This window comes from Streptomyces catenulae, from assembly GCF_000718015.1.
Taxonomy (GTDB): domain Bacteria; phylum Actinomycetota; class Actinomycetes; order Streptomycetales; family Streptomycetaceae; genus Streptomyces; species Streptomyces catenulae.
Window position 1 is genome coordinate 33350 of the sequence record NZ_JODY01000021.1, and the last position, 18565, is coordinate 51914.

The following is an 18565-nucleotide window of genomic DNA, read 5'->3' on the forward strand; positions in this document are numbered from 1 at the left end:
ACCCGAGGCAGATGCTCGCACCAGGCGCCCCGGGGGCCCCTCCGACCGCGCCGTGACTGGCCGTTCCGTTCCGGAGAACGCCCGATTTCGGCGGTGTTACCCCGATACCGTGGCGGGAGCGGGCGGGGCCTCCTCCGTCATACGGAGGGTGTGCGTCCGCCTTCCGTACGTAGCCGTCCCTACGCAAGGATGAGTGCCATGAATGACATCATCACCGCTACCGAACTCGCGAGCGAGTCGGCGGGCGACAACCCGCCCGTCCTCCTGGATGTCCGCTGGCAGCTCCAGGGACCGCACGGCCGCCCCGACTACGAGGCGGGGCACCTGCCCGGCGCCGTCTTCATCGATCTCGACGCCGACCTCGCCGGCCCGGCGGGCGACGAGGGCCGCCACCCCCTGCCCGACGTCGCCGTCTTCACCGCCGCCATGCGCCGCGCCGGGGTACGGGACGACCGCCCCGTCGTCACCTACGACGCCGGACTGGGCTGGGCCGCGGCGCGGGCCTGGTGGCTGCTGCGCTGGGCCGGGCACCGCGATGTGCGGGTGCTCGACGGCGGACTGGCGGCGTGGACGGCGTCCGGCGGGGCGGTCACGACGGAGATCCCGCAGCCGCAGGAAGGCGACTTCACGCCCGAGCCCGGCGGCCTGCCGCAGCTGACGGCGGACGAGGCGGCCGCCCTGGCCCGTCGCGGCGTCCTGCTGGATGCGCGGTCCGCCGAGCGCTACCGGGGCGAGGCGGCCTCCGTCGACCGCGTCGGCGGCCACATCCCCGGCGCCGTCTCCGCCCCGACGACGGAGAACGTCACCGAGGACCACACCTTCCGCCCGGCCGCCGCACTCGCCAAGCGGTTCGCGGCACTCGGTGCCAAGAGCGACGCGGAGGTCGGCGTCTACTGCGGTTCCGGCGTCTCCGGCGCCCAGGAGGTACTGGCCCTGTCGCTCGCGGGCGTCCCGGCGGCGCTGTACATCGGCTCGTGGAGCGGCTGGACCGCGGACTCGTCCCGCCCCGTCGCCACCGGCGCACAGCCCGGCTGAGCCACCACGTAGCGATCCGCCCGCCCCGTCGTGTGCACGGGGCGGGCGGATCGTGGGGCGTGGTGGCGCTACTCCTGCTTCTTGCGCCGGGTGCCGAAGACGATCTCGTCCCAGCTCGGCACGGCGGCCCGGCGCCCGGGGCGGACACCGTCGGCCTCGGCCTGCCGGTCGGTGGTGCCGGTCAGCCGGTCACGGTGCCCGGCGACCGCACGTGGCATGAGCACATCGGCGTACGCGGACCCGGCGCCCGCACTGGCCGCCGGTGCGGCCGGTTCCTCGACCTCGTCGTCCATCGGCTCGTCGACCGGCGCCGTGACGCTGTCCGGTACGACCATGTCGCCCCGGAAGCTCGGCACCGCCTCCAGCAGGCTGGTCAGCGAATCCCGCTCTCGCTCAGCGGTGGCCTCCTCGGCGACCTGCGGTTCGGTCTCCTCCTCGGCGGGGGTGACGCGCTCCGCACGCTCGCCGCGGTCCGGCGTCTGCCGGTCCAGGGCGCGGTCCAGCGGCCGGTCACGCGGCAGCCGCGCGATCCTGGGGACGAACGGGAAGCTGGGCTCGGGCGTGTCGTCGGCCTCGCCGATCAGCGCCCGCGCGTCCTCGCCGACGGCCTGGACGAGCCGCCGGGGCGGGTCGTACGTCCATGCCGCGGAGAACGGCTCACCGGCGACGCGGTAGACCAGCAGCACCTCCCAGGTGCCGTCGTCGCGGCGCCAGGAGTCCCACTGCACGCTGTCCTTGTCGGCACCGCGCAGCAGCAGCCGCTCCGCCACCGCCTCACCGAGCTGCGGCCCGGCGTTCTCCCCGGGGCGCCGGACGGGAGTTTTACGGGCCCGCTCGGCCATGAAGGCGCGCTCGGCCAGAACCGGCCCCTCGAAGCGGCGGACGCGTTCGACGGGGATCCCGGCGAGCTGGGCGACCTCCTCGGCGGACGCACCTGCTCTTATCCGCGCCTGGATGTCCCGTGGCCGCAGATGGCTCTCGACCTCGATCTCGATCTGGCCCAGGCGCGCGCGGTCGTTGCGGACCGCGGCGCGCAGCCGCTCGTCGATCGGCAGTGTGTACTCGGTGCTGTCCGCAGCTTTGAGCACCAGCCGTGTGCCGTCGTTGGAGACGGCCACGACACGCAGTTCGGGCATGGGGACCTCCCGGGTGGTGCCTGCCGACGTCACGTGCGTCGCTGCTTCCGCTGGTCGAGTGTGGCCTGCCCGGGGTGCAGCCTGCCACAACATTGTCGAGTTGCCCGGCGGATCGGACCGGAGTCCGTAAACGCCGAAGCGAGACGGTTACCTGTTCGCAACGCCGGTGTCCGTATCGCCTGCCCTGGGACCGATCACCCGTGCCGAGCGGCGGCGCTCCAGGGCGGGTGCCACCAGTTGGGCCCCTCTCCCCGTGAGTCCGGGCAGCCGGACGGGATCCCGGGGCCAGGGCTCGCCACAGTACTCCATTCGGGCCACTGAAGTGCACCGCCGCGCCGCTGAAGTTGTGGTGCGACAACGGAGTTGAGTCGCCTTGTCGACCTCTCTACCACAGCGACAGGTGGCAAGGTTCACAGAATCGCCAGATCCGGAACCATTCACTTCGCACAAAAGTATCTTTGGAGTGCAAGACGGATCGAAATACCGATCAAGGGCTGGAGATGGACGAAGAAACCAAAACCGACCCGAAGGGTAAGGAGAAACGGATCGACCTGAGCGTTCCTCAGGTCGCGGGCAGTGCTCTCGCAGCGGCCGTCGCCGCCTTCCTCGCGGGTCAGCTCGGCGTTTACGGAACGATCATCGGTGCCGGTGTGGTCAGTGTCGTGGCCACCACCGGTGGCTCGATCTTCCAGCATCTGTTCCGGCGCACGGGGGAGCAGATCAAGGAGGCGACGATCACCACTCGCCCCCGGCCCCGTGGCACCCGCACCGGCCGGAAGGACGGCCCGCATGCCGCGGCCACCATGGTGCTGCCGACCTTCGACCGGGACGGGGCACCGGACGCGGTCACTGCCGTCTCCGCGGAACCCGCTGCCCCGGTGGACGGGGCCCGCACCCAACTGCTGCCCCGGGTGGATGCCACACCACCCACCGGGGACGACGCGGCGACCCGTCTGCTCCACCCCGGAGCGGCCACTCCGCCCGACGAGGCGACCCGCGCCCTGTGCACGGGGCGCCCGGCGGGTGCCACGGACCGTACACAGTTGGTGCCGCGTCTCGACGAGCGCACCGTTGCCCTGAGGGCGGCGACCTCACCCGACGGCCCTGCCGACGGCGCCGAGGCGGAGCCGTTCCCCGGTGACGAGACCGTCACCGCCACGTACGGGACCCGGCTGCGCGGCTGGCGTCGGCCGGTCCTCGGCGCGGTCGGTGTCTTCGTGCTCGCCATGGGTGTGGTCACCGGCGTCGAACTGCTCACGGGGGAGACCGCGAGCGGCGGCTCCGGTACCACCCTGGGCCGCCTCACCTACACCGGTGGCAGCCAGCACGGTACGGCTCCCGACAACGCCCCGGCTTCGCCCCGTCCGGATCACTCCCACGGCACGGAGCGCGACAGCGGTACGCCTACCGGTGCGCCGGATGCCACCACCGGCCCCGGTGACGGCAGCACGCCGAGCCCGGGCGGCGACGCGAACGACGGATCGTCCGCGACCACCCCCGCGCCCACGCCGTCCGACGGCGCCACCCCTTCGACCGAGCCCACCACACCCGACCCGACGGGGCCGGCCGGGGACAAGAGCGGCGCCGGAGACGCGGGCAGCACCGGCCAGGACGCCGGAGGTAAGCCCGCCGCCCAGGAGCCTGACCCGAACCCCTCCTGACAGCACCCACCCGACGCGGCCGCGGCCTGCTCTCCCTCCCCGGTGAGCAGCCGCGGCCGCGTTGTCACTCGCCCAGTACCCGCCGCAGGTAGGCGTTGCCGAACAGTCGCTCCGGGTCGAGACGGTCACGTACCGCGGTGAACTCACCGAACCGCGGATAGACGCCGGACAGATACGCCGCGTCCCGGGTGTGCAGCTTGCCCCAATGCGGACGGCCGCCGTGCGCCGTCATGATCCGCTCGGTGGCCGCGAAGTACGCGCCGTACGAGGTGCCCCGGTACATGTGCACCGCGATGTACACGGTGTCGCGCCCGGACGCAGTCGACAAAGCGATGTCGTCGGCCGGTGCACACCGCACCTCCACCGGGAACGACACCTTGAAGTCCGACCGGTCCACGAGAGTCTTCAGCTCGCGCAGCGCATCGATGGCGGCCGCACGGGGCAGCGCGTACTCCATCTCCACGAACCGCACCCGGCGCGGTGAGGTGAACACCTTGTACGGGATGTCGGTGTACGTCCGCGCCGACAGGGCGCGGCTGGCGAGCTTGGCGACGGTGGGGATGGTGACCGGCGCGGCGCGGCCCAGAGTGCAGGCGGCCTGGAAGACGCCGTTGGACAGCAACTCGTCGTCGATCCAGCCGCTGACCTTCCCGGGCGGTGCGGCCGGCCCCTGGCTGCGGTTGTTGCGCTTGGTGTTGCAGTTGCCGGTGTGCGGGAACCAGTAGAACTCGAAGTGCTCGTTCTCGGTGGTCAACTCCTCGAAGCGGTCGGTCACCTCGTCGAACGGCATCGGTTCCTCGCGGGCGGTCAGCAGGAATTCCGGCTCCACCGCGAAGGTCAGCTCGGTGACGACGCCGAGCGCCCCCAGACCGAGCCGGGCCGCGGCGAAGACATCAGGGTTCTGTTCGGCCGAGCACTGCAGCACCGACCCGTCGGCGGTGACCAGTTCCAGCGCGGTGATCTGCGCGGCGAGAGAGGCGGAGTCGCGACCGGTGCCGTGTGTACCGGTGGCGGTCGCCCCGGAGACGGTCTGCTCCATGATGTCGCCCATGTTGGTCAGCGACAGTCCGTGCGCGGCCAGCGTGCGGTTCAGCTGATGCAGAGGGGTACCGGCCCCCACCGTGACCGTCCCGGCCTGGCGGTCGACGTCGCGTATCCCGCACAGGCGCTCCGGGCGTATCAGTAGTCCGTCGGTGGCGGCTGCCGAGGTGAAGGAGTGGCCGGTGCCGACGGCCTTGACGGTCAGCCCGTCCTCGGCGGCGGACCGAATGGCGGCCGCCAACTCCTGGGAACTCGCCGGTGCCACAGTGCGGGCGGGCCGGGCGGTGACGTTCCCCGCCCAGTTCCGCCACGGCGTTCCGCTGCCGCGTCCTCCTGAGCCGCTGAGGGTGTTGCTGCCTGCCATGGTGACGTCCCCTCCCCTGCGCGGGCAGTCCCTCAACGGGGCCGCCGTCGGTCTGAGTTGAGCGCATGATGCCAGTCGTTACTGGTCAGCTCAGGGGAGGTGACGGGAATCACATGATGTGGAATGGGTGGAAGCTGTCGCCTCCCGGACATGTTGCGTCGGCTTGTGCGTCATGAGGTGGCGTGGTGACTGTGTCGATGTGTCGGCGGAGGTGGGCTTTCCTGGGGCGGCGTTGTGTGTGGCTTCCCTAGGTGAGCGACTGTCGCCGCCGTCTCACTGGTGGTGGGGGATTGTCGACACGGCCTTCCGGTGAGGGTTGCCTTTTGTCGCTGTCGCTGTCGCTGTCGCTGTCGCTGTCGCTGACCTGCCTCCGTACGCTGCGCGCCGCTGTACGTGCACGGCATTGCATGGGTGTCAGGTGTGCCAGTCAGGCCGCTGCGCATCGCTATCGACAAAGCGACTTACGCGAAAGTGACAGTCGCCCGACCGCCAGCCACCCGTCACCCAGTCACACCCACAACGCCCCGAAGCAAACTCCTGCCCCCGAGCACCCCATCCCGAGGTCCCACCCCCTACAACACCCGCTCCCCACCCGAATCCGACTGCTCCGCGCCCCCCTCAGCCCCGCCCTGCTGCACCACCCCGGCAGACCCGGCAGGGTGAGCCGCTGGGGCCGTCGGGCGGAGGCGGCGGTAGCCGAGTAGGGCCACCGCGGCGCCGAGGAGTCCGGCCGCGCACGGTACGAGGTAGCCGTGGCTCGCGCCCGCGGCGTCCACCACCCAGCCGGCGGCGGACGAGCCGAGGGCGACACCCACCGCGAGGCCGGTGCTCGTCCACGTCATGCCTTCGGTCAGCTTCTCCCGGGGGACGTGCTCCTCGACCAGTGCCATCGTCGTCACCATCGTCGGTGCGACCGACAGGCCCGCGATGAACAGTGCGACGGCCAGTAGCGGCAGCGTTCCCGCCAGTTGCAGCGGCACCATGCTCAGCGCCATGACGCACACGCCCACCACCCACCGGCGGGATGCGTGCCCCTTCAGGTGCAGCAGTCCGAACACGGCGCCCGCCACGCAGGAGCCCAGTGCGTAGACGGCGAGGACGAGGCTGGCCGCGCCCTTGCGGCCGTCCGCCTCGGCGAAGGCGACGGTCACCACGTCGATCGAGCCGAAGATCGCACCCGTCGCCACGAAGGTCACCACCAGCACCCGCAACCCCGGCGACCGCAGCGCCGATCCCGCGGTGTGGGCGACGCGCGGATGCGGCACCGGCTCCGTGGCGCGCTGCGCCGTCAGCCAGAAGACACCGGCCACCAGGAAGACAGCCGCCAGCAGCGGTCCCGACTCCGGGAACCAGGCCGTGCACAGCCCGATCGAGAGGATCGGACCGAAGATGAAGCAGCACTCGTCGACGATCGACTCCCACGAGTACGCGGTGTGCAGCTCGCGCGGTGAACCGCGGTAGAGCGCCGCCCACCGTGCCCGCACCATCGAGCCGACGCTCGGCACACACCCCGCGCACGCCGCGAAGACGAAGAGGGTCCAGTCGGCCCACCGCTGCTGCGCGCTGAGCAGCAGTCCGGCGACGGCGGTCACCGACACCAGCGTCGCCGGGCGCAGCACCCGGCGTTGTCCGTGGCGGTCGACGAGCCGGGAGATCTGCGGCCCCAGGAGCGCCGCGGACAGGGCGAGGGTCGCCGACAGTGCCCCGGCGAGGCCGTAGCGGCCGGTCAGCTGCGAAACCATGGTCACCACGCCGATGCCCAGCATCGACAGCGGCATCCGCCCCAGGAGTCCGGCGGCGGAGAAGGACTTGGTGCCGGGCGGGCCGAAGATGGCGCGGTAGGGACTGGGCAACGAGGGTGCTCCGCCGGGTGAGGACCGAAGATCGGTAAGGGATGTATGTGGCCGATACAGCTTACGGGGGCCGGAGGAGCGGTCGCCTCCGTATTTCCGGCCCTTCGCCCCGACCGACGCCGCCCGGTGCGGCCCCGATTCCGTCCGTCCCATGGGAGGGGCGACCTCCGTGCGGCACCCCCGGGACACGCCGCTGTGACGCCCCGCCGTACCGGGCGGAGAGCGCCGCGTCACCCACGGGGCCACGCGGCCCCGTGCCGCACCCGGGGCCACGGGACCTGCCCGTCGTGTCGCGGCGAAGGGTGGCAGGATCGAGGCATGCCCGAACAGTGCGATCCCCTTCCCTACGACGCCCTGCTGCTGCTCTCCTTCGGTGGTCCCGAGGGCCCCGACGACGTCGTCCCGTTCCTGGAGAACGTCACCCGCGGCCGCGGCATCCCCCGTGAGCGTCTCAAGGAGGTGGGCCGGCACTACTTCCTGTTCGGCGGCGTCAGCCCCATCAACGCCCAGAACCGCGGCCTGCTGGACGCGCTGCGCAAGGACTTCGCCGATCACGGCCTGGCCTTGCCCGTCTACTGGGGCAACCGCAACTGGGCGCCGCACACGACCGACACCCTGCGCGCCATGGTCCGCGACGGCCACCGCCGTATCGCCGTCCTCGCCACCAGCGCGTACGCCTCGTACTCGGGCTGCCGCCAGTACCGCGAGAACCTCGCCGACGCGCTCGCCACCCTGAAGGCCGAGGGGCTGGCCGTCCCGCAGGTCGACAAGCTCCGGCACTACTTCAACCACCCCGGCTTCGTCCGCCCGATGATCGACGGCGTGCTCGCCTCTCTCGCAGCGCTCCCCGAGGAGGTCCGGGACGGCGCGCACCTCGCCTTCACCACCCACTCCATCCCCACCGCCGCCGCCGACACCTCGGGCACCCCGGCCGACCACACCTCCGACGGGGCGGGCGGCGCGTACGTCGCCCAGCACCTGGACGTGGCGCGGGTGATCGCCGACGCGGTGCGTGCGGAGACCGGTATCGACCACCCCTGGCGCCTCGTCTACCAGTCGCGCAGCGGCGCCCCCCACATCCCGTGGCTGGAACCCGACATCTGCGATCACCTGGAGGAACAGCACCGGCAGGGCGTTCCGGCCGTCGTGATGGCGCCCATCGGGTTCGTCTCCGACCACATGGAGGTCAAGTACGACCTCGACACCGAGGCCACCGCCAAGGCCGCTGAGCTGGGCCTGCCCGTCACCCGGTCGGCGACCGTCGGGGCCGACCCCCGCTTCGCCGCCGCCGTCCGCGACCTCGTCCTGGAGCGCGCCGCGACCGAACGCGGCCAGGACCCCCGGCGCTGCGCCCTGGGCGCGCTGGGCGCCTCCCACGACCTGTGCCCCGTCGGCTGCTGCCCGGCCCGCGCCCCCCGCCCGGCGGCCGCCGGTGCCGACTGGACCGGCGCCGTCGCCCCCTAGGGCACGCCCGCCCCGCCACGGCCAGCCCTCCGTGCGGCGCAGCGCCCCACAAGGGCGCCGCCACGCCGCCGTCCGCCCCCGCCTGCCGCTCGACCGAGCAAGGAGCCCCGTGTCCGATCCGCTGTACGACGAACTTCTCCAGCTGGCCCTGGAGGCCGCCGACCGGGCCGGCCGACTGCTGCGCGACGGTCGCCCCGCCGACCTCGGTGTGGCCGCCACGAAGACCAGCCCCATCGATGTCGTCACCGAGATGGACATCGCCTCCGAGAAGCTGATCACCGGTTTCCTCACCGAGCACCGGCCGCACGACGGCTTCCTCGGCGAGGAGGGCGCCAGCGTCACCGGGTCCAGCGGGGTGCGCTGGGTGATCGACCCCGTCGACGGCACCGTCAACTACCTCTACGGACTGCCCTCCTGGGCGGTGTCCATCGCCGCGGAGAAGGACGGCGAGACCGTCGTCGGCGTGGTGGCCGCCCCGATGCGCGGGGAGACCTACCACGCCGTCCTGGGAGGCGGCGCGTTCAACAACGGGGAGCGCGTGCGCCACCGGCCCGCGCCCCCGCTCTCCCAGGCCCTGGTCGGAACGGGCTTCGGCTATCTCACCGAGCGCCGTATCGGGCAGGCCGAGGTGGTGCGCGCGCTGGTGCCGCAGGTCCGCGACATCCGGCGCGGAGGCTCGGCCGCCATCGACCTGTGCGATGTGGCGTGCGGCCGCCTCGACGCCTACTACGAGCGTGGCCTGAACCCGTGGGACCTGGCGGCCGGAGTACTCATCGCCCGCGAGGCCGGGGCGCTCACCGGCGGCCGCCCCGGCGAGCCCGCCTCCCAGGAGCTGACCGTCGCCGCGTCGCCCGAGGTCTTCGGCGTGCTGCAGCCGCTGCTGGAGGAACTGGGCGCCTGGCACGACTGACGGCGCCGCGCACGACTGCGCCCCGGCACCTTGCGGTGACCGGGGCGCGGTGGCGTGCGGTGGACGTCAGGCGCGGACCGCGCCGACCTCCACTCCGTACTCGCTGGCCAGGCGCTGCAGGTCCTCGAGCTCCGCCTGCTCGACGTCGACGAGGTAGTCGTCGCCCGACGCACGAGCCCGGTCCAGAACGGCTTCGGTGTTCCGTATGCGCTGCAGAATGCCTGCGGTGAACGCGTCCATGGTGCGCCCCCTCGTCGTGGGTCCGGGTTGGCACTGATGTGCCGACGGGTGGGTCGATCACGACATGTCCCTGCGGAGGGTCGTCAAGAGAGGCCCGGCGGGGCGTGATCGAGGGTGTGCAGTCGTCCTCCCCCCGCCCCACCTCAGGGAAACCTCAACCCGCCCGCGAATCCGGCGAATCCGGGTCCGCGCGCCCCGCGAGCCCCCCTTACCGCCGGTTTATGGCTCTTCGGGGCAGGATGGAAGGGCTCTGAGACATTGTTGTGCCCTGCCTGGCGGGGCTTTGCGGAAGGGATTGCGACGTGCGTGTTCTCGTCGTCGAGGACGAGCAACTGCTCGCCGATGCGGTGGCCACCGGACTGCGCCGGGAGGCCATGGCCGTCGACGTGGTCTACGACGGCGCAGCCGCCCTGGAGCGGATCGAGCTGAACGACTACGACGTCGTCGTCCTCGACCGTGACCTGCCGCTCGTGCACGGTGACGACGTCTGCCGCCGCGTCGTGGAGCTGGGCATCGCCACCCGCGTCCTGATGCTCACCGCCTCCGGTGACGTCAGCGACCGGGTGGAGGGCCTGGAGATCGGCGCCGACGACTACCTTCCGAAGCCGTTCGCCTTCACCGAGCTGACCGCCCGGGTGCGCGCCCTGGGGCGCCGTACGACCGTCGCCCTGCCGCCCGTCCTGGAGCGGGCCGGGATCAAGCTCGACCCCAATCGCCGCGAGGTCTTCCGGGACGGCCGGGAGGTGCAGCTCGCGCCCAAGGAGTTCGCGGTCCTGGAGGTGCTGATGCGCAGCGAGGGGACGGTGGTCTCGGCGGAGCAGCTGCTGGAGAAGGCGTGGGACGAGAACACCGACCCGTTCACCAACGTCGTCCGCGTCACGGTCATGACGCTGCGCCGCAAGCTGGGTGAACCAGCCGTGATCGTCACTGTCCCCGGTTCCGGATACCGGATCTGAGCAGATGCCTCCCTTCTCCAAGGCGACCCCCACGCCACCCCCCACCCCGCCCAAGCCGACCTGGGACCCGAAACCGGTCAACGTCCGGCCTTTCCCCTGGCTGCGGCCGACCATCCGGATACGGCTCACGCTGCTGTACGGCGGCATGTTCCTGATGGCCGGGATCGTGCTGCTGACGATCATCTACATCCTCGCGGCCGACGCCCTGGGCGCGGGCAACCAACTGCCGTTCAAGATCATCGACGCGCAGAGCCTGCGGATCTCCAGCAGCACCTGTAGCGGTCTGTCGTCGGTGGCCGATGTCGAGCAGCTCAACCGCGCGGTCGGCGAGTGCATCCAGCACCAGCGCGCCTTCGCGCTCAACACCCTCCTCAACCGCTCGCTGCTGGCGCTGCTCGGCCTGACGGTCGTCGCGTTCGCCTTCGGGTACGCCATGGCGGGGCGGGTCCTGTCGCCCCTGGGGCGGATCACCCGCACCGCGCAGCGGGTGGCCGGTTCCGATCTGCACCGCCGGATCGAGCTGGGCGGGCCCGACGACGAGCTGAAGGAGCTGTCGGACACCTTCGACGAGATGCTGGACCGTCTCGACCGGGCCTTCGAGTCACAAAGGCGCTTTGTCGCCAATGCCTCGCACGAGCTGCGCACCCCGTTGGCGATCAACCGCACCCTCCTGGAGGTGCAGCTCGCCGACCCGGACGCGTCACCGGAGCTGACCCAGCTCGGCAAGACGCTGCTGGCCACCAACGAGCGCAGTGAGCAGCTCGTGGAGGGACTGCTGCTGCTCGCCCGCAGTGAGAACAAGATTGTCGACAAAAAGCCCGTCGACCTCGCCGAGGTCGCCTCCCAGGCCGTCGACCAGGCCCGTGGTGAGGCGCAGGAGAAGGGCATCGAGTTCCGTGGGGCGCGCCATCAGGTGTTCGTCCAGGGCAACGGCGTCCTTCTGGAGCGGATCGCGCTCAACCTCGTACAGAACGCCGTGCGCTACAACATCCCCGAGGGCGGCTGGGTGGAGGTCGCCACCGAGCCGCAGCCGGGCTGTGCGGTACTGATCGTCTCCAATACGGGCCCGGTGGTCCCCGCCTATGAGGTGGAGAACCTCTTCGAACCGTTCCGGCGGCTCCGTACGGAGCGGACCGGCAGTGACAAGGGTGTCGGTCTGGGGCTGTCCATCGTGCGCTCGGTGGCCCGTGCGCACGACGGCACCATCACGGCGGAGCCGCGTGAGGGCGGCGGCCTGACGATGCGGGTCGTACTCCCGCTGTGAGGTGACCGCCGCCCCGGTGGACCTGCGGGGCGGCGCGGGCGGCCTGTGCGGCCCGCTGGGGCGCGGACGGGGGCTCCCGTACCTCATCGGGCGTATGCGTGTACGAACGCCCGCTGGGCGGCCGTACAGCGCCATAAGGGCGAAGCGCGGTTTGACGGAACGAGGGCGGGGCGGTCATCCTTCGCCGAGTTCGCTTTGCGCGGAATTCGGACGGCCTGCCTGCCGCCCTTTCCATGTGTGATCGCTCACAGCGGTCGCATTCCGTCCCTCCACTCTCCGTGATCGAAATGCCCGGCAAAAAGCCGGGAAAATCCGGGTTTCCCGGAGCCCTGATCACGGGAAGTACACGGGTTGGCATCCGCGCGATGCGGCATTCGGACCGTGTACGGTCCAGTTCGCCATCCAAACCGATCACCCCTTCCGGGTGCGGTTGGGTGTCGATTGAGTAACAGACCTTGATGTGAGGCAAAATCTCCGCCTCAGGTCGGGCACAAGTCCGGCCTCTCACGCGTTACGAGCGCTGAGACACCGCAGACACCCAGAGGGGGAGAGCGACATGGCTACGGATTACGACACCCCACGCAAGACCGATGACGACCTCAACGAGGACAGCATCGAAGAACTGAAGTCGCGGCGGAACGACAAGTCCGCCTCGGCCGTCGACGTCGACGAGTTCGAGCAGGCCGAGGGCCTGGAACTCCCCGGCGCCGACCTGTCCAACGAGGAGCTCGCCGTACGGGTCCTGCCCAAGCAGCAGGACGAGTTCACGTGCATGAGCTGCTTCCTGGTTCACCACCGCAGCCAGCTCGCGGCGGAGGACAAGAACGGCAACCCGATCTGCCGCGACTGCGCGGCCTGAGTCCGGTCGGCGCCGTGGCAGGCGTGAACCCGTTCCGTAAGGGCCTCAAGGGCGGGAAAGGACCGGCGGCCGGCGCACGACCACGTGGAGAACACGCGCCCGTGCCCGCCGACCCCACCGCCCTCCCCACGGAGCGGACGGCCGGCTCATCGCAGGAGCGGGGCCGGGTGGCCTCGCTCGCCGCCACGATCGGCAAAGGCGCCGTACGCGGTGGCGGCAGCGCCCGGGCCCAGCTCGCCGCACTCGCCGACCGGCTCATCGCCATCGCCCCGCGGATCCCCGTCCGCGACCTCGCCACCCTGCGCACCCAGTTCCCCGGCCTGACCCCCGAGGAACTCGCCGACAAACTCGTCGCGGGCGCCACCAGGGCCACCGCTGCCGTCGGCGCCGGTGTCGGGGCGGCCGCCGTGCTGCCCGTACCACCGGCGATGCCGACCCAGCTGGCCGCCGAGATCGTCGGCGTCGCCTCGATCGAGATCAAACTCATCGCCGAGCTCCACGAGGTCTACGGCCGACGCGCCCAGGGCACCGCCCGGCAGCGCGGCTTCGCCTACCTGACCTCCTGGACCGAGGAGCGCGGCATCGACGTCGCCCGGCCCGCCACGCTCAACCTCGCCCTCGGTGGCCAGGCCAAACGCGAGCTGCGGCAGCAGATCATGAAGCGCACGCTGCGCAATCTGCCCAACCTCACACCGTTCATGGTCGGCGCCGCGGTCGGCGCGTTCCTCAACCGCCGCGAGACGGGCAAGCTCGCCGACACCGTCCGCAAGGACCTGCGCGCCCACCAGATCTCCTGGGACGCCCTCCCCGGCGCCGCGGCCCCCGGCCCGCTCCCCGGGCCGCAGGACGCCGCGTAGCCTTCCGCCGCTCGTCAGACGCGCGCGGCCGCCAACGCCGCCATCAGGCGCTCCGGATCCCGCGTCGACAGATACGCGTACGGCGTCGGATCCGACGGATCGACGATCTCCACCCGCACCGCGGTCCGGATGTAGCTGCGCAGCAGCATGAACGCCCGCGCATCGGCCTTGTGCATCCGCCAGGCCAACGCCTCCTCGGCGTCCAGCGCCTGCGCCTCACCCAGCGCCGCCACCGGGATCTTCGCGTCCCCCGCGATCAGCGCGTCACCGACCACCCGGATCCGCACCGACCCGTACGCGCTCACCACCACGGCGGACAGCGCACCCCCGCCGATCAGCCCGCCGAGCATCGGCAGCGTCCCCACCGGGAGCAGCATCAGGGCACAGGCCACACCGATCAGCGCGGCGACAAGCCACCAGGAACGGGGCGCGGTGAGACGTTCTTCGTACGACTGCATGCACCAAGCTTGGCACGGCGGCGCAGGCCCTCGGCGCGCGCGGGTAGGGTCTCCCCTCGTGAGTGGAACTGACGAACCCAGGACGCGGCTGACGCCCCCGGAAGGCGCCGCCGCCCCGGTCCGGCACCCCGACGCACCGGCCCCCGGCGAACTCCTCGGCGCCCATTACGACCGCTGCTTCGGCTGCGGCGAGGGGCAGCCGCACGGCCTCCACCTGGAAGCCCGCGCCGGCGAGGGCGTGAGCGTCCGCGCCGAGTTCACCGTCAAGGAGGCCCACCAGGGCGCTCCCGGCCTGGCCCACGGCGGCGTGCTGGCCACCGCGCTCGACGAGACCCTGGGCTCGCTGAACTGGTTGCTGCGCGTGATCGCGGTGACCGGCCGCCTGGAGACCGACTTCCTGCGCCCCGTGCCCCTGGGCACCGTCCTGCACCTGGACGCGCGCGTCACCGCCGTCCACGGCCGCAAGATCTACTCCACCGCCGTCGGCCGGATAGGCGGCCCCGACGGCCCCGTCGCCGTACGCGCCGACGCCGTTTTCATCGAGGTCAAGGTCGACCACTTCATCGACAACGGCCGCAGCGAGGAGATCCGGGCCGCCATGGAGGACCCGGACCAGATCAGGCGCGCCCGCGCCTTCGAGGTGAACCCGTGAGCGAACGCCGCAACCCCGTCGACGTGCTGCTGCGCCGTCTCGACCCCGAGGTCCCCGTCCCCTCGTACGGGCACCCCGGCGACGCGGGCCTCGACCTGGTGACCACCGAGGCCGCCGACCTCGCCCCGGGTGAGCGCGCCGTTCTGCCCACCGGCATCTCCCTCGCCCTGCCCGACGGGTACGCCGCCTTCGTGCACCCCCGGTCCGGTCTCGCCGCCCGGTGCGGACTGGCGCTGGTGAATGCCCCTGGGACGGTCGATGCCGGGTACCGTGGAGAGATCAAGGTGATCGTGGTCAATCTGGATCCGCGCGAGAGCGTGCGGTTCGAGAGGTTCGACCGGATCGCCCAATTGGTCGTCCAGCAGGTCGAGAAGGTGCGCTTCCACGAGGTGGCGGAACTTCCCGGCTCGGCGCGGGCCGAGGGGGGATTCGGTTCCACCGGCGGTCACGCGGCGGTGGGCGGCTCCACGGGCGGGAATGAATACGCATCGGTCGGTGCCGACTGGGAAGGACAGTGACGTGTTCGGACGTCGCAAGAAGAACGAGAGCGCGCACGAGCCGGCGGAGGACACGGAACTCGCCGACGAGACCGCGGTGAGCGAGACCGACGCGGACGCGGACGACGAGCGAGTCGCCCTGCCGCCCGCGCCCCGTCCCGACGGCCCCTGGGACGTCTCCGAGGTCAAGAACCCCGGCGAGGGCCGCGTCGACCTGGGAGGACTCTTCGTCCCCGGGGTCGACGGCATGGAGCTGCGGGTGGAGGTCGCCGGTGACGCGATCGTCGCCGCGACCGTCGTCCTCCAGGACAGCGCCGTGCAGGTGCAGGCGTTCGCCGCACCCCGGAACGAAGGCATCTGGGGCGAGGTCCGCGAGGAGATCGCCTCCGGCATCACGCAGCAGGGCGGCGTCATCGACGAGGTCGAGGGTCCCCTCGGCTGGGAACTGCGCGCCCAGGTTCCGGTGCAGCTGCCCGACGGCACCAACGGTGTGCAGGTCGTGCGCTTCGTCGGCGTCGACGGCCCGCGGTGGTTCCTGCGCGGTGTCATCTCCGGCCAGGGCGCGGTGCAGCCGGAGGCCGCCAGCGTGCTGGAGCACATCTTCCAGGACACCGTCGTCATCCGCGGTGACGCCCCCATGGCGCCCCGTGACCCCATCGTCCTGAAGCTTCCGGACGACGCCCAGATGGTGCCGGACGGCGTACAGCAGGAGCCGGCCGAGGGCTCCCGCTTCGGCGGCGGGGTGGAGCGCCTGGAGCGCGGCCCGGAGATCACCGAGATCCGCTGACCGCGAGGCCGACCGGGCCGGGGGGCTGCCTGCGCCCCGGCTGCGTGGTCGCTGCGACTGAGCGCGGAGAGACGGATGCCCGTGAGCGCACCCGAGAGGGTGCGGGCACGGGCATCCGTGCGTTCGGAGGGAGCGCGGCTTGGGGAGGGGCGCGGGGCGCAGAGTCGATATATCGGCTTGGTGTTACTGCGTCACTGCGTGTGTGCGACGTGTGGCTGTTGCTGGTGCAGTCACTGTCGGTGGGTGGTGTCCTGATGTCGGTCGGCGGTGAGGTGACTGTCACCGTTGCTGCCGCTGTCAGCGACGGGCGGCTGTCAGCGACGGGTGATGGGTTCCTGGAGTTCGGTGACCCAGTGGGCGGGGTCGTCGTCGCATGCGAGATAGAGCTCGCGGGCGTATCCGGTGGAGCGGTAGCCGTTGGCGTCGATCCAGTGGGCCAGTGTCTGGGCCGTGGGCAGGACGGCGTCCATGGATCCGCGGTGCACGACGGTGGCCGCGTTCTCGATCGCGGGCAGGTCCACGACGGTCAACCCGTGCGGGCCGCCGGGTGCAACCGTGACGGGGATCGCGGCGTGTACGAGTACCGCCTCACCGGAACCGGGGGCCGCTTCGTAGTAGGCGATCGGCGGGCCGGCGGGTGTCACGGCTGCGTGGTCGAGTCGTTGGCACAGCTCGTCGAAGAGCGGTCCTACGACGGGACTGATGGCTTCCGGGGCGAAGCTGTCGGCCGTGGCGCTGAGTTCGGCGACGCGTACCGGCGGAGTGCGCTTGACCACTACCTCGTCGGGGCTCATATGTCCTTCGCTTTCGATCGACCGGAGCCTCGTCTCGACGCGTACCAGCCGTGCCGCTGCCGCCGTCATGGCTGCCTCCAGCTCTGCCTGCCGTAGCCGCAGCATCCCGCGCAACTGCTCGGGTCTCACGGTCTCGTCGAGGATTTCCTGGACCTGGTGGAGCGTGAAGCCGAGGTCCTTCAGTGCGAGGACACGGTTGAGGCGGGCGAGTTGGGCCGCCTCGTAGAAGCGGTAGCCGTTGACGGGGTCGACATGGGCGGGGCGCAGCAGTCCGAGTGCGTCGTAATGGCGCAGCATGCGGATGGACACGCGGCCGTGCCGGGCGAAGTCTCCGATGGTGAACATGACGCCCCTCAGTGCATGGCCTCACACGGTGTCAGGGTCAAGGGTAGGAGGGGAGGCGCGGTGGCCTGGGCTGGGCTGTTCTCGGCTCGGTGAGGACGGGGTGACTCCGTGGTGGCGTGTCGGGCGGTTCGTCCGTGTGGCCGCTACTCGGGTGCCTCGTCCGGGCTGTTGCGTGAGTTGTCCACAGGCGTTGCCCTGCCGATCGCGCTCTACGCATACTGACGCCGTCGGTGGCCGCCTCCCCGCGACGTGGGTCGCGAGATGAGCTGCGGACGGGGAAGGTTCCGATGCCCGGGGCCTGTTGGGGGAAGGCCCGGGTGGTGCTTAGGGCGAGTGGCGTGCGCGCAGGGAGTGCGTGGAGGGGACGGGGGAGTGGAGATGGTGGTCGGAAGTGGGAGAGGGAAGTTCCGCAAGGGCCTGGCGCGGAGCGGTGATGCGGGGCCGGGCACCGGTGCGGTGACGGTCGGTGGGACGGGGACCGCGGTCGAGGTGTCGGATCGGCCCATGGTCGTGGTGCGGGACCTGCACCGGAGTTACGGGCGGGCCGCGGGAGCGGTGCACGCACTGCGTGGGGTGTCCTGCGAGGTGCCGAGGGGTGAACTCGTCGCCCTGCGCGGCCGGTCAGGTTCGGGGAAGACGACGCTCCTCAACCTCATCGGCGGGCTCGACACCCCTGACGCGGGGCAGGTCACCGTGGACGGGACGGCCCTGGCCGACCTGGACGAGAGCGGACTGCTGGAGATGCGGCGCGACCGGATCGGTTTTGTCTTCCAGACGTTCGGGCTGATACCGATCCTCAGCGCGGCCGAGAACGTCGGAGTGCCGCTGCGTCTGCGGCGTATGGCGTCGCGGGAGCGGGAGGAGCGGGTGGAGCTGCTGCTGTCCCTCGTCGGGCTCGCCGATCACATGAAGCAGCGTCCCGGTGAGCTCTCCGGCGGGCAGCAGCAGCGCGTCGCCATCGCCCGGGCGCTCGCCAACCAGCCGTCTCTCCTCATCGCGGACGAACCCACCGGGCAACTGGACGCCGAGACCGGGCGAGAGGTGATGGAGCTGCTACGGGCCGTGGTCCGCAGCGAGGGCGTGACGGCGCTGGTCGCGACCCATGACCCGCACCTCGTCGGTCTGGCGGATCGGGTGCTTGAGCTGAGTGATGGGGTGATCAAGGCGGGCGGCCAGGGGGCCGAGCAGTAGGCGGCGTCCGACCAGGGCGGACCCGGGAAGTCGGTGGGGCGTCGAAGGACGTCGAGGGGTCGGCCTGGCCGTGGAATGCCGGGTGATGGGGAGTGGCGGGCAGCGGGCGTGAGTTGAGGTGCGCGTGTGAGGGCGGGGCGTGAGTTGGTGGGTCGGGGGGGGGCGGTATCCGCGTCGGTGATGTGCGGGTTGTGTTCGTGG

The 18565-nt window shown here is 71.5% G+C and carries 18 protein-coding genes; 12 read left to right on the top strand and 6 right to left on the bottom strand.

Annotation, left to right across the window (positions count from 1 at the left end; all coding sequences use genetic code 11):
- Positions 1-198: 198 nt before the first annotated feature.
- Positions 199-1035: a sulfurtransferase gene (locus tag IF23_RS0119145; protein WP_030285262.1), complete on the top strand. Its 837-nt coding sequence runs from the start codon at positions 199-201 to the stop codon at positions 1033-1035.
- Between the two features lie 68 nt (positions 1036-1103).
- Here the strand turns inward: IF23_RS0119145 and sepH are convergent, their stop codons facing one another.
- Complete coding sequence (gene sepH / locus IF23_RS0119150; RefSeq protein ID WP_030285264.1) at positions 1104-2171, bottom strand: septation protein SepH; 1068 nt, start codon at positions 2169-2171, stop codon at positions 1104-1106.
- A 500-nt stretch (positions 2172-2671) separates the two neighbouring features.
- Between sepH and IF23_RS0119155 the strand changes: the two genes are divergently transcribed.
- Positions 2672-3832, top strand: a complete 1161-nt coding sequence (locus IF23_RS0119155; RefSeq protein ID WP_030285266.1) for a hypothetical protein — start codon at positions 2672-2674, stop codon at positions 3830-3832.
- Between the two features lie 64 nt (positions 3833-3896).
- Here IF23_RS0119155 and IF23_RS0119160 read toward each other — a convergent pair whose 3' ends face one another.
- Positions 3897-5237, bottom strand: coding sequence for a D-arabinono-1,4-lactone oxidase (locus IF23_RS0119160; protein ID WP_030285267.1), 1341 nt, complete (start codon positions 5235-5237; stop codon positions 3897-3899).
- A 572-nt stretch (positions 5238-5809) separates the two neighbouring features.
- A complete protein-coding gene (locus tag IF23_RS0119165; protein ID WP_030285269.1) occupies positions 5810-7090 on the bottom strand; it encodes an MFS transporter in 1281 nt (426 codons plus the stop codon).
- A gap of 318 nt (positions 7091-7408) precedes the next feature.
- Between IF23_RS0119165 and IF23_RS0119170 the strand changes: the two genes are divergently transcribed.
- Positions 7409-8554 carry a ferrochelatase gene (locus IF23_RS0119170; protein ID WP_030285271.1) on the top strand — a complete coding sequence of 382 codons (1146 nt, stop codon included), beginning with the start codon at positions 7409-7411 and terminating at the stop codon, positions 8552-8554.
- Positions 8555-8663: 109 nt separating this feature from the next.
- Positions 8664-9464, top strand: coding sequence for an inositol monophosphatase family protein (locus IF23_RS0119175; protein ID WP_030285273.1), 801 nt, complete (start codon positions 8664-8666; stop codon positions 9462-9464).
- Between the two features lie 66 nt (positions 9465-9530).
- Here the strand turns inward: IF23_RS0119175 and IF23_RS34475 are convergent, their stop codons facing one another.
- The gene (locus IF23_RS34475; RefSeq protein ID WP_169750012.1) at positions 9531-9704 is read right to left on the bottom strand and encodes a hypothetical protein; all 174 of its coding nucleotides are present in this window, start codon (positions 9702-9704) and stop codon (positions 9531-9533) included.
- A 302-nt stretch (positions 9705-10006) separates the two neighbouring features.
- Between IF23_RS34475 and IF23_RS0119185 the strand changes: the two genes are divergently transcribed.
- The 4 genes from IF23_RS0119185 (at position 10007) to IF23_RS0119200 (ending at position 13640) form a co-directional block, all read left to right on the top strand.
- Positions 10007-10660: a response regulator transcription factor gene (locus tag IF23_RS0119185; RefSeq protein WP_030285276.1), complete on the top strand. Its 654-nt coding sequence runs from the start codon at positions 10007-10009 to the stop codon at positions 10658-10660.
- A gap of 4 nt (positions 10661-10664) precedes the next feature.
- Positions 10665-11924 carry a sensor histidine kinase gene (locus IF23_RS0119190; RefSeq protein WP_030285277.1) on the top strand — a complete coding sequence of 420 codons (1260 nt, stop codon included), beginning with the start codon at positions 10665-10667 and terminating at the stop codon, positions 11922-11924.
- A gap of 556 nt (positions 11925-12480) precedes the next feature.
- Positions 12481-12783, top strand: a complete 303-nt coding sequence (locus tag IF23_RS0119195) for a DUF4193 domain-containing protein (protein WP_016575747.1) — start codon at positions 12481-12483, stop codon at positions 12781-12783.
- Between the two features lie 14 nt (positions 12784-12797).
- Positions 12798-13640 carry a hypothetical protein gene (locus IF23_RS0119200; RefSeq protein ID WP_425423855.1) on the top strand — a complete coding sequence of 281 codons (843 nt, stop codon included), beginning with the start codon at positions 12798-12800 and terminating at the stop codon, positions 13638-13640.
- Between the two features lie 14 nt (positions 13641-13654).
- On the opposite strand, the gene IF23_RS0119205 is transcribed toward IF23_RS0119200, so the two are convergent.
- Positions 13655-14098 (bottom strand): DUF3093 domain-containing protein, encoded by a 444-nt coding sequence (locus IF23_RS0119205; RefSeq protein WP_030285280.1) that lies wholly within the window; start codon positions 14096-14098, stop codon positions 13655-13657.
- A 58-nt stretch (positions 14099-14156) separates the two neighbouring features.
- On the opposite strand from IF23_RS0119205, the gene IF23_RS0119210 reads away from it, so the two are divergent.
- The 3 genes from IF23_RS0119210 to IF23_RS0119220 are packed head-to-tail and all read left to right on the top strand — an operon-like array spanning position 14157 to position 16034.
- A complete protein-coding gene (locus tag IF23_RS0119210; protein ID WP_030285281.1) occupies positions 14157-14750 on the top strand; it encodes a PaaI family thioesterase in 594 nt (197 codons plus the stop codon).
- Positions 14747-15268, top strand: coding sequence for a dUTP diphosphatase (gene dut / locus IF23_RS0119215; protein WP_030285283.1), 522 nt, complete (start codon positions 14747-14749; stop codon positions 15266-15268). Before IF23_RS0119210 ends, dut begins: the two co-directional genes overlap by 4 nt.
- A gap of 1 nt (position 15269) precedes the next feature.
- Complete coding sequence (locus IF23_RS0119220; RefSeq protein ID WP_030285285.1) at positions 15270-16034, top strand: DUF3710 domain-containing protein; 765 nt, start codon at positions 15270-15272, stop codon at positions 16032-16034.
- A gap of 314 nt (positions 16035-16348) precedes the next feature.
- Here the strand turns inward: IF23_RS0119220 and IF23_RS0119225 are convergent, their stop codons facing one another.
- Positions 16349-17173 (bottom strand): MerR family transcriptional regulator, encoded by an 825-nt coding sequence (locus IF23_RS0119225; RefSeq protein WP_030285287.1) that lies wholly within the window; start codon positions 17171-17173, stop codon positions 16349-16351.
- Between the two features lie 504 nt (positions 17174-17677).
- Here IF23_RS0119225 and IF23_RS0119230 point away from each other — a divergent pair.
- The gene (locus IF23_RS0119230) at positions 17678-18364 is read left to right on the top strand and encodes an ABC transporter ATP-binding protein (protein ID WP_051739713.1); all 687 of its coding nucleotides are present in this window, start codon (positions 17678-17680) and stop codon (positions 18362-18364) included.
- The last annotated feature ends 201 nt before the right edge of the window (positions 18365-18565 follow it).

Bases quoted from the DNA above. Each gene is read 5' to 3' on its own strand.
- IF23_RS34475 (WP_169750012.1), bottom strand. From the start codon at position 9,704: ATGGACGCGTTCACCGCAGGCATTCTGCAGCGCATACGGAACACCGAA.
- IF23_RS0119225 (WP_030285287.1), bottom strand. From the start codon at position 17,173: ATGTTCACCATCGGAGACTTCGCCCGGCACGGCCGCGTGTCCATCCGC.
- IF23_RS0119145 (WP_030285262.1), top strand. From the start codon at position 199: ATGAATGACATCATCACCGCTACCGAACTCGCGAGCGAGTCGGCGGGC.
- IF23_RS0119205 (WP_030285280.1), bottom strand. From the start codon at position 14,098: ATGCAGTCGTACGAAGAACGTCTCACCGCGCCCCGTTCCTGGTGGCTT.
- IF23_RS0119170 (WP_030285271.1), top strand. From the start codon at position 7,409: ATGCCCGAACAGTGCGATCCCCTTCCCTACGACGCCCTGCTGCTGCTC.
- IF23_RS0119160 (WP_030285267.1), bottom strand. From the start codon at position 5,237: ATGGCAGGCAGCAACACCCTCAGCGGCTCAGGAGGACGCGGCAGCGGA.
- sepH (WP_030285264.1), bottom strand. From the start codon at position 2,171: ATGCCCGAACTGCGTGTCGTGGCCGTCTCCAACGACGGCACACGGCTG.
- IF23_RS0119155 (WP_030285266.1), top strand. From the start codon at position 2,672: ATGGACGAAGAAACCAAAACCGACCCGAAGGGTAAGGAGAAACGGATC.
- IF23_RS0119195 (WP_016575747.1), top strand. From the start codon at position 12,481: ATGGCTACGGATTACGACACCCCACGCAAGACCGATGACGACCTCAAC.
- IF23_RS0119190 (WP_030285277.1), top strand. From the start codon at position 10,665: ATGCCTCCCTTCTCCAAGGCGACCCCCACGCCACCCCCCACCCCGCCC.
- IF23_RS0119230 (WP_051739713.1), top strand. From the start codon at position 17,678: ATGGTCGTGGTGCGGGACCTGCACCGGAGTTACGGGCGGGCCGCGGGA.